Source organism: Streptomyces sp. NPDC050549 (assembly GCF_040655035.1).
Taxonomy (GTDB): domain Bacteria; phylum Actinomycetota; class Actinomycetes; order Streptomycetales; family Streptomycetaceae; genus Streptomyces.
In genome coordinates this window covers 246,412-260,599 of sequence record NZ_JBFAJD010000001.1, presented here as the reverse complement: position 1 = coordinate 260,599, position 14,188 = coordinate 246,412, and the positions used below count along the sequence as shown (strand labels likewise).

General features: G+C 71.8%; 14 protein-coding genes. 6 read left to right on the top strand and 8 right to left on the bottom strand.

The genetic code is table 11. The features are described from left to right. Positions 1–83: 83 nt before the first annotated feature. A complete protein-coding gene (locus tag AB0I51_RS01180) occupies positions 84–557 on the bottom strand; it encodes a DUF1203 domain-containing protein (protein ID WP_362970127.1) in 474 nt (157 codons plus the stop codon). A gap of 112 nt (positions 558–669) precedes the next feature. Here AB0I51_RS01180 and pepN point away from each other — a divergent pair, with 112 nt between their 5' ends. After that, entirely contained in the window at positions 670–3,243 is a 2,574-nt protein-coding gene (gene pepN, locus AB0I51_RS01175; protein ID WP_362970125.1) for an aminopeptidase N, read from the top strand. Between the two features lie 61 nt (positions 3,244–3,304). Here pepN and AB0I51_RS01170 read toward each other — a convergent pair whose 3' ends face one another. From AB0I51_RS01170 to AB0I51_RS01160, 3 genes are all read right to left on the bottom strand, one after another. After that, a complete protein-coding gene (locus AB0I51_RS01170) occupies positions 3,305–4,063 on the bottom strand; it encodes an SDR family oxidoreductase (protein WP_362970123.1) in 759 nt (252 codons plus the stop codon). 72 nt (positions 4,064–4,135) lie between these two features. Then, on the bottom strand, positions 4,136–5,359 hold the full coding sequence (locus AB0I51_RS01165; protein WP_362970121.1) for a sigma-70 family RNA polymerase sigma factor: 1,224 nt from the start codon (positions 5,357–5,359) through the stop codon (positions 4,136–4,138). Beyond that, entirely contained in the window at positions 5,281–6,354 is a 1,074-nt protein-coding gene (locus AB0I51_RS01160; RefSeq protein WP_362970119.1) for an EamA family transporter, read from the bottom strand. The genes AB0I51_RS01165 and AB0I51_RS01160 overlap by 79 nt, the downstream gene beginning before the upstream one ends. A 119-nt stretch (positions 6,355–6,473) precedes the next feature. Here AB0I51_RS01160 and AB0I51_RS01155 point away from each other — a divergent pair, with 119 nt between their 5' ends. Further along, on the top strand, positions 6,474–6,980 hold the full coding sequence (locus AB0I51_RS01155) for a MarR family transcriptional regulator (protein ID WP_362970117.1): 507 nt from the start codon (positions 6,474–6,476) through the stop codon (positions 6,978–6,980). A gap of 119 nt (positions 6,981–7,099) precedes the next feature. Beyond that, positions 7,100–7,873, top strand: coding sequence for a hypothetical protein (locus AB0I51_RS01150; RefSeq protein ID WP_362970115.1), 774 nt, complete (start codon positions 7,100–7,102; stop codon positions 7,871–7,873). On the opposite strand, the gene AB0I51_RS01145 is transcribed toward AB0I51_RS01150, so the two are convergent. The 3 genes from AB0I51_RS01145 to AB0I51_RS01135 form a co-directional block, all read right to left on the bottom strand. Continuing rightward, entirely contained in the window at positions 7,791–8,054 is a 264-nt protein-coding gene (locus AB0I51_RS01145; protein WP_362970113.1) for a hypothetical protein, read from the bottom strand. The genes AB0I51_RS01150 and AB0I51_RS01145 overlap by 83 nt on opposite strands. A 66-nt stretch (positions 8,055–8,120) precedes the next feature. After that, positions 8,121–10,307, bottom strand: a complete 2,187-nt coding sequence (gene malQ, locus AB0I51_RS01140; RefSeq protein ID WP_362970111.1) for a 4-alpha-glucanotransferase — start codon at positions 10,305–10,307, stop codon at positions 8,121–8,123. Beyond that, positions 10,308–10,550, bottom strand: a complete 243-nt coding sequence (locus AB0I51_RS01135) for a hypothetical protein (RefSeq protein ID WP_362970109.1) — start codon at positions 10,548–10,550, stop codon at positions 10,308–10,310. It lies immediately after the preceding gene. Between the two features lie 180 nt (positions 10,551–10,730). Between AB0I51_RS01135 and AB0I51_RS01130 the strand changes: the two genes are divergently transcribed. The 3 genes from AB0I51_RS01130 to AB0I51_RS01120 are packed head-to-tail and all read left to right on the top strand — an operon-like array spanning position 10,731 to position 13,317. Further along, a complete protein-coding gene (locus AB0I51_RS01130; protein ID WP_362970107.1) occupies positions 10,731–11,264 on the top strand; it encodes a PadR family transcriptional regulator in 534 nt (177 codons plus the stop codon). Further along, positions 11,261–11,959, top strand: a complete 699-nt coding sequence (locus AB0I51_RS01125; RefSeq protein WP_362970105.1) for an ABC transporter ATP-binding protein — start codon at positions 11,261–11,263, stop codon at positions 11,957–11,959. The genes AB0I51_RS01130 and AB0I51_RS01125 overlap by 4 nt, the downstream gene beginning before the upstream one ends. Beyond that, the gene (locus AB0I51_RS01120) at positions 11,956–13,317 is read left to right on the top strand and encodes an FtsX-like permease family protein (protein ID WP_362970103.1); all 1,362 of its coding nucleotides are present in this window, start codon (positions 11,956–11,958) and stop codon (positions 13,315–13,317) included. Before AB0I51_RS01125 ends, AB0I51_RS01120 begins: the two co-directional genes overlap by 4 nt. A 95-nt stretch (positions 13,318–13,412) precedes the next feature. On the opposite strand, the gene AB0I51_RS01115 is transcribed toward AB0I51_RS01120, so the two are convergent. Next, entirely contained in the window at positions 13,413–13,949 is a 537-nt protein-coding gene (locus AB0I51_RS01115; protein WP_356017467.1) for an HNH endonuclease, read from the bottom strand. Positions 13,950–14,188: the final 239 nt, after the last annotated feature.

Here is a 14,188-nt window from a genome sequence, read left to right as displayed (position 1 = left end):
CCGTCCTCCGGGGCTCCGCCCCGGACCCCGCTCCTCAAACGCCGGAGGGGCTGAGTCGTCGCCGGCCGGGGGTGCGCAGGGCACTACGCCCCGCGCACCTCGAAGAAGAAGCAGCCGTACTCCACCGCCCGAACGTGGACGAGAACCACGGACGGGTCGGTGAAGGCCCTGTGGAAGGCGTCCTCGTCGAGGGTGTCGACCAGTTCGCCGCCGAGGATGTGCCCCTCGGCCGAGTAGCGCCGCAGCACCCGGTGGGCGTCCGCGAACGGGTACCCGGAGCCGGCCGCAGGCCCCCCGCACTCCTCCGCGTGGACGAACACCGGCCCCTGCTCGTCGTACGCCCCCGGATCCACCCCCGTTTCCGCCGCCCAGCGCCGCAGCGGGGCGTAGGAGACGAGGGCGATCCGCTCCCCCGACTCGCTGCGGCGCAGGCAGCAGCGGAGCGGAGCGCCGCCTTCCTCATCGAGTGCGGGAACCATTCGGCGCCCCGCATCGTCAGCAGAGCGCAGCTCCTTCAGAACGGTGGGGTCGATGGGTCGTGCCGTGTACGTCGTCATGACTCCAGGCTCGCGCTCGTCCGCCCCGCTGACCGGCGGGATACGGACATCGCGTTCCGGTCAGGTCCCGTGGAAGGATGGCGCAACCCACACATAACGAGGAGATGACCGCGTGCCTGGCACAAACCTGACTCGCGAAGAGGCGCAGCAGCGGGCGACGCTGCTCACCGTTGACTCGTACGAGATCGATCTCGACCTCTCCGGCGCGCAGGAGGGCGGGACCTACAGGTCCGCGACGACGGTGCGCTTCGACGTGGCCGAAGGCGGCGCCGAGTCCTTCATCGACCTGGTGGCCCCCACGGTCCACGAGGTGACGCTGAACGGCGACCCGCTCGACCCGGACGAGGTCTTCAAGGACTCGCGGATCGCGCTGGCCGGGCTGCTGGAGGGACCGAACATCCTCCGGGTCGTCGCGGACTGCGCGTACACCAACACCGGTGAGGGGCTTCACCGGTTCGTCGACCCGGTCGACCAACAGGCCTATCTGTACACCCAGTTCGAGGTGCCGGACGCGCGGCGCGTGTTCGCGAGCTTCGAGCAGCCGGACCTCAAGGCCACTTTCCAGTTCACCGTGAAGGCACCGACGGGCTGGACCGTCATCTCCAACTCCCCGACGCCCGAACCCCGGGACGACACCTGGGTGTTCGAGCCGACGCCCCGCATCTCGTCGTACATCACGGCACTGATCGTCGGCCCGTACCACTCCGTGCACAGCGTGTATGAGAAGGACGGGCAGAGCGTCCCGCTGGGCATCTACTGCCGGCCCTCGCTCGCCGAGTTCCTCGACTCGGACGCCATCTTCGAGGTGACGCGGCAGGGCTTCGACTGGTTCCAGGAGAAGTTCGCCTACGCCTACCCCTTCAAGAAGTACGACCAGCTGTTCGTCCCGGAGTTCAACGCGGGCGCGATGGAGAACGCCGGTGCCGTCACCATCCGGGACCAGTACGTCTTCCGTTCCAAGGTGACCGACGCCGCCTACGAGATGCGCGCGGAGACCATCCTGCACGAGCTGGCCCACATGTGGTTCGGCGACCTCGTGACCATGGAGTGGTGGAACGACCTGTGGCTGAACGAGTCGTTCGCCACCTACACCTCCATCGCCTGCCAGGCGTACGCGCCCGAGTCGCGCTGGCCGCACTCGTGGACCACGTTCGCCAACTCGATGAAGACCTGGGCGTACCGGCAGGACCAACTGCCGTCCACGCACCCGATCATGGCCGAGATCCGCGACCTGGACGACGTCCTGGTCAACTTCGACGGCATCACGTACGCCAAGGGCGCGAGCGTCCTCAAGCAGCTCGTCGCGTACGTCGGCATGGACGAGTTCTTCGCGGGCGTACAGGCGTACTTCAAGCGCCACGCGTACGGCAACACCCGTCTGTCCGACCTGCTCGGCGCGCTGGAGGAGACCTCCGGACGTGATCTGAGCGCCTGGTCGAAGGCGTGGCTGCAGACCGCCGGCATCAACATCCTGCGCCCGGAGATCGAGACGGACGCGGACGGTGTCATCACCGCCTTCGCGATCCGCCAGGAGGCTCCGGCCCTGCCCGCCGGCGCCAAGGGCGAGCCGACGCTCCGCCCGCACCGCATCGCGGTCGGCCTGTACGAACTCGACGAGGAAACCGGCAAGTTGGTGCGCGACGAGCGCGTCGAGCTGGACGTGGACGGCGAGTTGACCGCCGTACCGCAGCTCGTCGGCAAGCACCGCCCGGACGTCGTGCTGCTCAACGACGACGACCTGTCGTACGCGAAGGTCCGCCTCGACGAGCAGTCCCTCGCGTTCGTCACCGAGCACCTCGGCGACTTCGAGTCCTCGCTGCCCCGCGCCCTGTGCTGGGCCTCGGCCTGGGACATGACCCGCGACGCCGAACTCGCCACCCGCGACTACCTCTCCCTCGTCCTGTCGGGCATCGGCAAGGAGTCCGACATCGGTGTCGTGCAGTCGCTGCAGCGGCAGGTGAAGCTGGCGATCGAGCTGTACGCCGACCCGGCCGCCCGCGAGGCGCTGCTCACCCGCTGGACCGACGCCACGCTGGCGCACCTGCGCTCCGCCGAGGCGGGCAGCGACCACCAGCTGGCGTGGGCCCGCGCGTTCGCCGCCACGGCCCGTACGCCGGAGCAACTCGACCTGCTGGACGCCCTGTTGGAGGGCACGCAGACGATCGAGGGCCTGGCCGTCGACACCGAGCTGCGCTGGGCGTTCGTCGAACGCCTCGCGGCTGTCGGCCGGTTCGACGAGGCGGAGATCGCCGGCGAGTACGAGCGGGACAGGACGGCGGCCGGTGAGCGCCACGCGGCGACCGCCCGTGCCGCCCGCCCGACCGAGGAGGCGAAGGCGGAGGCCTGGGCGCAGGTCGTCGAGTCCGACAAGCTGCCCAACGCCCTTCAGGAAGCGGTGATCTCGGGCTTCGTCCAGACCGACCAGCGCGAACTGCTGGCGCCGTACACGGAGAAGTACTTCGCGGCGGTCAAGGAGATCTGGGACGCCCGTTCGCACGAGATCGCCCAGCAGATCGCGGTCGGCCTCTACCCGTCGATCCAGGTCTCCCAGGACACCCTGGACCGCACGGACGCCTGGCTGACGGCCACCGAGCCCAACGCGGCCCTGCGCCGCCTGGTCTCGGAGTCCCGGTCCGGTGTGGAGCGCGCGCTGAAGGCCCAGGCAGCGGACGCGGCCGCTTCGTAACCGGTTCCGCTACGGCCATGAGGGGCGCCCGGCGATCCGCCGGGCGCCCTTTGCCGTCCCTTCAGCCCGGGAACATCCCGCCGGTGACGTTGACGAACGTGCCGGTGATGCCCGCCGCGTGGTCGGAGGCGAGGAACACGGCGGTCGCGGTGATCTCGGCGAGGGTGGGGTTGCGGCGGGTCATGCGCAGGCTCGACAGGTGGTCGAGGATCCCCTGGATCGCCGCCTCGTTGAGGTCGGGGTTGACCTTGCCGAGCTTCTCGATCGTGAGCGTCTCGGGGATGCCCGCGGCCCACAGACCGACCGCGCGCACTCCGCGCGGGCCCAGCTCCATCGCCAGGTTGCGCACCAGGCTGTCGGTCGCCGCGTCGGCCGGACCGGTGCCGCCCATCATCGGACTGCCGTGCGCGGAGCCGCTGTTGAGGGTGAGGACGACACCGCTGCCCCGCTCGGCCATCCGGCGGGCGGCGGCGCGGGCGGTGATGAAGTTGGCGCGGGTGCCGTTGATCACCGGCGCCAGGAAGTCGTCGACGGGCATGTCGGTGATCGGCAGGCCCTGTACGTCGCCGCGCGAGACGAGGTTGAAGGACACGTCCAAGTCCCCGACACGGGCAAGGTGTTCCTCCACTGCCGCCTCGTCGAGCGCGTCGACGACGGCCACCTCGGCGTCCTTGATGTCGGCGGCCACGGCCTCCAGCGTCTCCCGGGTACGCCCCACGAGGTGGACACGGGCTCCCTCGGCGGCGAAGGCACGGGCGACCGCACCGCCGATCGAGCCACCGGCGCCGTAGACGACCGCGGTCCTGTCGGTGAGCAGCATGGTGAACTCCTTGTGGGTCAGGTGTCGTTCGAGTCGGCCATACAGACGCACGCGGCGCCCGCCACTCATCGGTCACAGCCTCAGGGGCAGTCCGAAGGCCGGGAACAGATGCGGTTCGAAGGAGGTGATCTCCACGATCCGGTCGTCGGGGCCGAAGCGGAGCACGTCGAGAACCTGCGCGCGGTAGACGGTCGTTCCGGGCCGTCGGACGTACCCCCCGGCCGCGAGCCGCCCGTTGGCGCGGGCGGGGAGATGACGCCAATGCCCCAGGAACATCGGCGAGTTGACGTCGAGGCTGACGCTCAGGAACTCCACGAGCGCGTCGCGGCCGGTGAACCAGAACGGGTTCGGCGGCATGGTGAGGGTGACGTCCTCGCTGAGCAGGGCGGCGACCTCGGACAGGTCGAGGCGTTCGGCGGCGGCCATGTACCGCTTGACCAGGGTGCGTTGGTGCTCGGTGGGCCCGTCGGCCGTCCAGTCCGCACGCCTGCCGGGCAGCCGGTCGCGCAGGGTGGGGCGGGCGCGTTGCAGCGCGCTGTTGACCGAGGCCACGGTCATGTCGAGGGCCTCGCCGGTCTCGACGGCGGTCAGCCCGAGCACATCGCGCAGCACCAGCACCGCGCGCTGGCGCGGCGGGAGATGCTGGACGGCGGCCAGGAAGACCAGTTCGAGGGTCTCCCGGGAGACCGCGGCGGCCTCCGGCTGCTCCTCTGCGGAGGGCAGCTCGTCGTCGGGGTAGGGCTGCAGCCAGGTGATCCGGGCGGGCGGCTCCCCGCCACCGTGGTTCATGCCGGGCAACGGCTCGTAGCGCTTGGGGCGGCGGGCCGTACGGCGCTGGAAGTCCAGGCAGGCGTTGGTGGCGATGCGATACAGCCAGGTACGGGCACCGGCCCGCCCCTGAAAGGTGTCCCGGGCCCGCCAGGCCCGCAGGAACGTCTCCTGCACCAGGTCCTCGGCGTCGTCGTACGAGCCGGTCATGCGGTAGCAGTGGACCTGGATCTCACGGCGGTGGGACTCGACGAGCGCGGCGAAGTCGCCTTCGTCGAGCGGGACTTCCGTAACGGTGGGATGGGTGACGGATTCCTGAGCGGTGTCGCGCGCGGTGCGGGCCACTCGGCGGAGCCGCGCGACGGACGACGACAGTTCCGTCACCCCGGAGTAGAGGACGGAGGGCGGCTGCGGCACCAGCTCCTCCACCTGCCGGCCGATCTCCTTGATCAGTCCGTCGACACCGAGCTCGCCGCTCCCCTGCCGCTCCCGGTAGGCCTTCTGCCGGCAGGCGGCGGAGCAGTACACGGAACGCCGACCGGTACGGCCCGTCCGTGCGGTGAGCGGCTTGCCACAACTGGGGCAGGGTTCTTCGGCCACGGGCGCCTCCGGCGTTGCGTCACGGCGTTCTGGCGTGACGCTACCTCCCGGACGGAGGCATAAGACGGGCGCGACCCGATCTGCCCGGCCACCGTCGCCCCGAACGCCAGTGCCATCCCCGCCACCTGCAACGGCGTGAGCGCCTGCCCGAGCGCCACCCAGCCGACGACGGCCGCGGTCAGCGGGGACAGCGGGCCGAGGAGGGTGACCTGGGTGGCGGAGAGCCGGCCGATGCCGCGGAACCAGAGCCAGTACGCGATCGCCGTGTTCGCCAGCGCGAGGTACAGATAGCCCCCGACCGCCCGCCCGTCGAGCGCGGGCGGCGCCCCCTCGGCGAGGAAGGCGACGGGGGCGATCAGCAGTCCGCCCGCGGTGAGCTGCCAGCCGGTGAGGGCGAGCGGGCCGACGCCGTCCGGACGGCCCCACCGCTTGGTCAGCACGGTGCCGGTGGACATGGAGGCCGTGGACGCGAGGGCCGCGAGCACGCCGACCGGGTCGAGCGCACCGGCCGCCTTCAGTACGACGAGACTGACGCCGAAGGCCGCGACGGCGCCGGTGAGCACGCTCCGGGCCGTGGGCCGCTGCCCCAACAGGACCGCCGAGAGGCCTACGACGATCAGCGGCCCGATCGAGCCGACGACCGAGGCCATGCCACCCGGGAGCCGGTACGCGGACAGGAACAGCAGCGGGAAGAAGGCGCCGATGTTCAGCGCGCCGAGCACGGTCGCCTTCCACCACCAGGCCCCGCGCGGCAGCACCCGGGCCAGCGCGAGGAGCACGAGTCCGGCCGGGAGGGCGCGCATCAGGCCGGTGAAGAGGGGGCGGTCGGGCGGGAGGAACTGGGTGGTGACGGCGTAGGTGGTGCCCCAGGAGATCGGGGCGAGGGCGGTGAGAGCGGCCGTCAGGACCGGGCGACTGGCCATGGGAGACACGCCTTTCAGCATGGACCGAAGTAGGTCGACGGCAATTAGCTTATCGCTAAGCAACTTAGCGTCAAGCTGCTTTCTTGCAACCGACCTACCACCCGGCGGATACTCGCCCCATGAACGACAAGGACCCCGTCGACGCGATCGTCGAGCAGTGGGCGGCGGTGCGGCCCGACCTCGACACCGCCGCGATGGAGGTCTTCGGGCGGATCTTCCGGCTCTCCCGGGCCATGGGCGACCGCATGGAGAAGGCATACGCGCCGCACGGCATCTCGCGCGGCGAGTTCGACGTCCTCGCGACCCTGCGTCGGGCCGGCGAGCCGTACACCCTCTCACCGCGCGAGCTCTCCGCGACGCTGATGCTCACCACGGGCGGCATGACCGGCCGCCTCGACAAACTGGAACGGGCCGGCCTGCTCCGCCGCTCCCCCGACCCGCACGACCGGCGGGGGCTCCAGGTGACCCTGACGGAGAAGGGGTTGGCGCTCATCGACGAGGCGGTGGGGGCGGGCCTGGCGGCCCAACAGCAGGCCTTGTCCGCCGCCCTCGACGGGGAACGGGCCGGACAACTGGCCGACCTGCTGAGGGAGTTGCTGGCCGGGACCCAGAGGGCGGCGGAGTGACTCCGCGGCGGTGAGCACACGACACCGAAGGGGCGACCACCACCGGAGGCGCTCACACCGAAGCGACCGTCGCCACCGGAGGCGTTCCGTCCGCACCACCGCCACCTCATCATGACGGCGTGAGAATCACCCCGGCAGAGGCCGCGATCATCGGCACGTCCCTGGGCGCGACGGCCACCCTCAGCGCCGCCTGGACAACCCAGCGGGCGACGTCGAGACGCGAACGGGAGCGACGGATCCGGGACCACCGCGTGGCCACCTACGAGGACCTGATGAGCACGGTGCACACCTACGCCCAGCTCCGCGCCCACACCCGGCAGACCTTCGACCTCCCGCAGCTCGAAGGCGTACGCAACGAGGCCCTGCACTCCCCCGCCGCGCCGGCGGCGCGCATCGAGCTCTACAGTTCCGAGCGGCCGCGCGAGGCCTGCGAGAAGTCGTTCGACGGCATGCAGCGGTGGCTGGAGGCCTGGGAGGACCGGCACGACCAGGGCCCGGACGTCCGCCTCCCCAGCAGGGCCGACGGTCTCTGGAGGAAGTTCACCGACCGGGTCGAGGAGTCCGAGGCGGCCGACAGCGAACTCCTCGATCTCCTGCTGGCCGACATCCACGGCGAACGGAAAAGATCCAGTCCCTCATCTCCGGGCCGCTTCCTCGGAATCAAACTGAGTGTGACCACATCCGGCTCTTCGGCATCATGGGAAACATCGATCGGGAAGAGCCGAACCCGCCGCACCCGGCGGGAGAACATGCCGAGGGCGCCCGCCTCACCGCTGTGGGTGATGCGGGCGCCCTTAGGGAAAGGTGAGGTCAGGCCTTCGTGCCGGAGGCGGACTTGGCCTTCGGCGCACGGTCCTTGGACTTGTCCAGCGCCAGGACCAGCCCCGCGATGATCGCGAACAGGGCCAGCGGGCACAGGACAAAGAGCCCCAGCGTCTCGGCGACGCTCAGGCCGTTGCCCGGGTCGTCGCCGTCGTCGCGGGTGAGCGCGAGCGCGGGGGACGTCATGAGCAGCATCATCAGCGTCGTACCGGCAACGAGGGCACCGGCGCGCAGGGCGTTCTTCTTGTCCACACCGCAAAAGTAGCGAACGCCCGAACGTGCCGCGCGCCCGGGGGTGCCGTATGGGGCGTACGGGCGTCACGGACCCCGTTCCGCGCCTCCGCCCGGGCCCGTTTCCGAACCCTCGCCCAAGCCCGTTCCCGCGCTCTCCCCCTCGCCCGAGCCCGTTTCCGGTCCCTCCCCCAACCCCACCCGCAGCACATCCACCAGCGCGTGCAGCCTCGGTGACGCGGCGAGTTCCTCCAGGGTCACGGGACGGCCCTCCGCGTCGGCGATCGGAAGGCGCCAGTTCGGGTACTGGTCCCACGTGCCGGGGAGGTTCTGCGGGCGGCGGTCGCCGATCGTGTCGGGGAGCCAGACGCCGATCATGCGGGCGGGGGTGCGGAGCAGGAAGCGGTGGACGGCGTGGATCTCGGCCTCCTCCTCGGACGCGGGGCGGCCGCCGCCCGTCGCGGGTTCGTAGAGGCCGAGCCGGGCCAGCAGGGCCAGCCACTCCCCCACGTCGGTGGCGGACTCGACGCGCTCCTCCTCGACCGGGCGGGTCAACAGGCCCAGCCGGTCCCGGAGTTCGACGTGCTCGCCGGTGAGCCGGGCCGCGGTGGGCGGCAGGTCGTGGGTGGTGGCGGTGGCCAGGCAGTCGGCGCGCCACTGCTCGGGCGCGAGGGGGCGGCCGTCGCCGTCCCAGTCCCGTTCGAACCACAGCACCGACGTGCCGAGCACCCCGCGCTCCTGCAACTCCTCGCGCACACCCGGTTCCACGGTCCCCAGGTCCTCGCCGATCACCACCGACCCGGCGCGCGAGGCCTCCAGCGCGAGGACGGCGAGCATGGCGTCGGCGTCGTAGCGGACGTAGGTGCCCTCGGTGGGCGGGCCGCCCTGGGGGACCCACCACAGGCGGAACAGGCCCATGACGTGGTCGATGCGCAGGGCGCCGGCGTAGCGGAAGAGGGCGCGGAGCAGGCGGCGGTAGGGGGCGTAGCCCGACTCGGCGAGGCGGTCGGGGCGCCAGGGGGGCAACCCCCAGTCCTGACCGAGGGAGTTGAAGGCGTCGGGGGGTGCGCCGACCGACATGCCGGCCGCGAAGTGGTCCTGCTGCGCCCAGGCGTCGGCACCGTCGGGATGCACCCCCACGGCGAGGTCGTGCACGACTCCGAGCGGCATGCCCGCTTCCCGTGCGGCCCGCTGGGCGGCGGTGAGTTGGGTGTCGGTGAGCCAGGCGAGGCGGGAGTGGAAGTCGACGCGGTCCATCAACTCGGCGCGGGCGCGGGCGGTTTCGGGTGAGCGGGGGTCGCGCAGACCGGCGGGCCACCGGTGCCAGTCCGAGCCGTGCACCTCGGCCAGGGCGGACCAGGTGGCGTGGTCCTCCAGGGCCTCGCCCTCGCGGGCGAGGAAGTCGACGTAGGCGGCCCGCCGTCCGGGCCCGAGGGGGACCTGGCGTACAAGTTCCAGCGCCTCCCGCTTGAGCTCCCACACTGCGTCGCGGTCGATCAACGCGCCCTTCTCCAGGACGGATTCGCGCAGCCGCGCGGCTCGTTCGAGGAGCCCGCGCACCTGCTCGCGCTCCTCCACGTACACGAACTCGGGGACGTCCTCGACCCGCAGATAGACCGGGTCGGGGAAGCGGCGCGAGGACGGGCGGTAGGGCGACGGGTCGGTGGGGGCACCGGGCACGGCCGCGTGCAACGGGTTGACCTGCACGAACCCGGCGCCGAGCGCCCGTCCGGCCCAGGCGGTCAGCTCGCCCAGGTCGCCGAGGTCGCCCATGCCCCAGGAGTGCCGGGAGAGGAGGGAGTAGACCTGCACCATCAGTCCGTACGACCGTCCGGCGGGGGTCGGCAACCGGTCCGGGGCGATGACGAGATGGGCCTCTGCGCTACGGCCGTCCGGTGCGGTGGCGGTCAAGTGGTGGACGCCGGGCGGGAGTTGCTCAATGCCCGTCCGGGTCTCGCCCTGTTCGGTCTCGATGTGCAGCCGGGTGCCCTCGGGCAGTGCGTCGAGCGTGGCGGGAGCGCTGCCGTGCCGGCCCACGACGGTGGGCGGCAACAGCCGCTCGGCCAGCTCCTGTTGGCGGGCGGCGAGCGCGGCACGTACGGCCTGCGGGGTGCTCGCGTCGACACCGAGGGCGGCCAGCACGGCGACGACGGCGCCGGGCGAGGCGGGGACCGCGCGGTCCGGGGCGGGGCTGTAGGCGGTGGCGACGCCGTGCAGTTCGGCGAGCCGGGACAACTCCTCGCCGAGGGCTTCGGCCGGCCGGGGTGCTGTCATCTAGGGCCTCGTCGAGTCCGGGTCGGCGAACACGGCGGACTCGCTGGTGAGCGGGGCCGTGTCGGCGAGTGGGGGCTCACTGGTGAGGGGTTCGGCGTCGGTCAGCGGGGGTTCGCTGGTGAGCGGCGTCTCGGCCCAGGCGCCCTCGGAGTCGACGTGGAAGAGCTCGGGTTCGAGGTCGGCGGACGGCTCCGCGGTGCGTTTGGAGCGGGCCGGGAGCGGAAGTGATGCCGATGCGGCCACGGTGGCCTCCTTGTCGGATCGGGCGACGGCTGGTTACCGCAGCCCTACCCAGTGGGCGCGACGGCAGACCTCCAGGTTGGGGTACGGGCGGCACCGTGGCCACTCCCCCACCCCGGATCCCGCGCTTTTCCTGCTGATCACTATTCACTCAGTACATGTATCCAGTGCATACTGATCGCCATGAGCACCCGCCACATCCTGCTGGGCCTGCTCGCGGGAGGACCGAGCCACGGCTACGACCTCAAGCGACGCCACGACGAACGCTTCCCACAGGCCCGCCCGCTGGCCTACGGGCAGGTCTACACGACCCTGCAACGCCTGGTCCGGGACGGTCTCGTGGAGGTCGACGGCACCGGCTCGGACGGCGGCCCGGAGCGGACTGCGTACCGCACGACCGCCGAGGGTTCGCGCGAACTCGCCCACTGGGCAGGAGAGATCGCGGCGCCCGCGCCCTTCGTGACGAACGAGATCTTCGCCAAGGTCGTCGTCTCGATCCTGTCCGGCGGCGACCCGGAGGCGTATCTCCGGGCCCAACGCGCCGCCCACATGGAGCGGATGCGCGAACTCACGGCACTCAAGACCGCCAAGGGCGCCGACCTGGCGACCGCCCTCTCGGCGGACTACGCCCTCAACCACCTTGACGCGGACCTCCGTTGGATGGCGACGACGGCGGCCCGGCTGACCACTCTGACCGCGGAGGTCGACACAGCATGAGCGACATCGGGGGTACGGCGGCGCCGCTGCTCGCGGCCCGGGACCTCGCCAAGACGCACGGCAGGACCCGGGCCCTGGACGGCGCCTCTGTCGACCTGGCCGCCGGCGAGATCCTCGCCGTCACGGGGGCCAGCGGCAGCGGCAAGAGCACCCTGCTGCACTGCCTGGCCGGGATCGTCCACCCGGACGAGGGGACGGTGACGTATGCCGGGGAGCGACTGGACGAACTGCCGGAGAAACGGCTCAGCGAGCTGCGGCGGACCGAGTTCGGGGTGGTCTTCCAGTTCGGGCAGCTGATACCCGAGCTGACGGCCGCCGACAACGTGGGCCTGCCCCTGCTGCTGGCCGGGGCCACCCGCGCCGAGGCGCAGCAGCGGGCCGGTGAGTGGCTGGAGCGGTTCGGGGTGCGCGGGCCGGCCGAGCTGCGGCCGGGCGCGATGAGCGGCGGCCAGGCCCAGCGGGTGGCGCTCGCCCGGGCCCTGGTGACCGGCCCGAGGATCGTCTTCGCGGACGAGCCGACGGGCGCCCTGGACTCGCTGGCGAGCGAGCAGGTGATGACGGCCCTGGTGGGCACGGCCCGCGAGACTGGTACGGCGGTGCTGCTGATCACCCATGACGCGCAGGTCGCGGCGTACGCGGACCGCGAGATCCGGCTGACGGACGGAACCGCGGCGCGGGCGGGGGTGACGGCGTGAAGTCGTTGCTCGCCGATCTGCGACTGGCCCGGCTGCTCACCCGGGGGTCCGACCGCCGGGAGTGGTGGCGCGTCCTGCTCACCGCCGTCGGGGCGGCGCCGGCGACCGGCCTCGGACTGGTCGTCGCCGTGTTGCTGCCGCTTAAGGGGCACCACCACGTGTCCGTGGGCGGCGGGCTGCTCGACGAGCCCGGTACCCGGATCGGTGTGGTCGCCGCGCTGCTGCTGCTCTTCATCCCGGTGCTCGGCTTTCTGGGCCAGTGCGCCCGCGTCGGCGCGGTGCAGCGCGACCGGCGGCTCGCCGCGCTGCGGCTCGCCGGGGCCACCCCCGGCCAGACTCGGCGGATCGCGGCGCTGGAGTCGGGGCTTGCCTGTCTGGCGGGCTCGGCGGTGGCCGCGGCGTTCGCCGTACCGGCCCTGTTGCGGCTGTGGCACAGCCCCGTCCCCCTGGCCTGGGCGGGCATCGCCGTCGTGACCGCCGGAGTGCCGGTGCTGGGCGCGGCGGTGAGCGCGCTGATGCTGCGCCGGGTGGTGACCTCTCCCCTGGGGCGGATACGGCGGCTGCGGCCGGCCGAGGGTCCGGGGCGGCTGTTCCGGGTGGCGACGGCGCTGCTGGCGCTGACGGTGGTGTACATCCTGACCACCCCCTTCCACGACGTGCCCTTCGAGTTCGCCCTCACCCCGCTCACGGTCTTCGGCGTGTGCCTGCTGATCGGCGCCGTGGCGGTGTGGCTGACCGGTGCCTCGGCCCGGCAGCTCGGTGAGGGCCTGGCCGCCCGCGCCCAGAGCCCGGCGGTACTGATCGCGGCGGAGCGACTGCGCGACGATCCCTGGGCGGCGGCCCGTACGCATGCCGCGGTGCTGCTGGTGACGGTCGTCGGCTCGGGCTTCATGGGGATACGGCAGGTGCTGCTCTCGGTCCTGCACGGCCGGGCGGACCGGTACGCGGAGGGCATCGGGTTCTACGAGAACGGCCTGAACCTCGTCGGCCTCGCACTCCTCTTCGCGCTCGTCCTGGTCCTGACCGCGCTCGCCGTCGGCACCGCCGAGTCCGTCGCCACCCGGCGCCGCGGACTCGCCGCCCAGGTGGCGGCCGGAGTGCCGTACCCGGTGCTCGCGCGGGCGACCCTGCTGGAGACCGCGGTGCCGCTGGCACCGGCGCTCACGGTGGCGGGCCTCGGCGGCCTGACGATCAGCATCTGGTACGGCAGCGCCGCCTCGGAGCACGCGGCCGTCCCGGTGCCGTACGACGCGCTGCTGGTCCCGGTCGCGGTGTACGCGGCCTGCCTGCTGGCTGCGGCCACGTCACTGCCGCTGCTGCGCCGCTCGGTGCGTCCCGGCGAACTGCGCTACGCATGACCGTCCGCCCCGGGGGCACAGGGGACTCCCGGGGCGGACGGCTCCGTACCGTCGTACGGAACCGGGTGTTGCGGGGTACACAAAAGCCCGGATCGTCAGGCGGAGATGCCGTCGATCCGGGCCATCGCGTCCTCCGCGCCGTATGGCTGCAAGTACGGCAGCCAGCGCGGGTCCCTGTGCCCGGTCCCGATGATGCGCCAGGCCAGGCCGGTGGGCGGGGCGGGTTTGTGGCGCAACCGCCAGCCGATCTCGAAGAGATGTCGGTCGGCCTTCACATGGTTGCAGCGGCGGCAGGACGCCACCACGTTGTCCCAGACGTGCTTGCCCCCGCGGCTGCGCGGAATGACATGGTCGACGCTGGTTGCGACGCCACCGCAGTACATGCACCGGCCCCCGTCGCGCGCGAAGAGCGCCCGCCGGGTAAGAGGAACGGGCCCCCGATAAGGAACCCGCACAAATCGCTTGAGCCGGACCACGCTGGGTGCGGGGACTGTGACGGTTGCGCTGTGCATATAGGCGCCGGATTCCTCCAGGGAGACAGCCTTGTTCTCCAGGACGAGGACGAGCGCGCGGCGGAGCGGTACGACGCCGAGTGGCTCGTACGACGCGTTGAGGACCAGGACATGCGGCACGGATGCCTCCTTGTGCGTCGGCGGCGCGTGGCTCGCGCCGGGACGATCTGTAGTCAGTCTCCCCTCATGCCTGGTGGAAGCGCCACCATGTCCCGGTAACGGGCTGGGAGTGTTTTCGACCACATGTGATCCGTCCCCGGGACGGCCGTGGGTTCGTCCCACCTGTTCTTTCCCGGTTGAACACAGCCTCTCCCCCGAAGACGGCAACGATCCTCACGCGTTGCCCCGATAGTGTGGTG

Excerpts from the sequence above, each read along its gene's own strand:
- AB0I51_RS01160 (WP_362970119.1), bottom strand. The coding sequence starts at position 6,354 with ATGGCCAGTCGCCCGGTCCTGACGGCCGCTCTCACCGCCCTCGCCCCG.
- AB0I51_RS01170 (WP_362970123.1), bottom strand. The coding sequence starts at position 4,063 with ATGCTGCTCACCGACAGGACCGCGGTCGTCTACGGCGCCGGTGGCTCG.
- AB0I51_RS01180 (WP_362970127.1), bottom strand. The coding sequence starts at position 557 with ATGACGACGTACACGGCACGACCCATCGACCCCACCGTTCTGAAGGAG.
- AB0I51_RS01155 (WP_362970117.1), top strand. The coding sequence starts at position 6,474 with ATGAACGACAAGGACCCCGTCGACGCGATCGTCGAGCAGTGGGCGGCG.
- AB0I51_RS01125 (WP_362970105.1), top strand. The coding sequence starts at position 11,261 with ATGAGCGACATCGGGGGTACGGCGGCGCCGCTGCTCGCGGCCCGGGAC.
- malQ (WP_362970111.1), bottom strand. The coding sequence starts at position 10,307 with ATGACAGCACCCCGGCCGGCCGAAGCCCTCGGCGAGGAGTTGTCCCGG.
- AB0I51_RS01130 (WP_362970107.1), top strand. The coding sequence starts at position 10,731 with ATGAGCACCCGCCACATCCTGCTGGGCCTGCTCGCGGGAGGACCGAGC.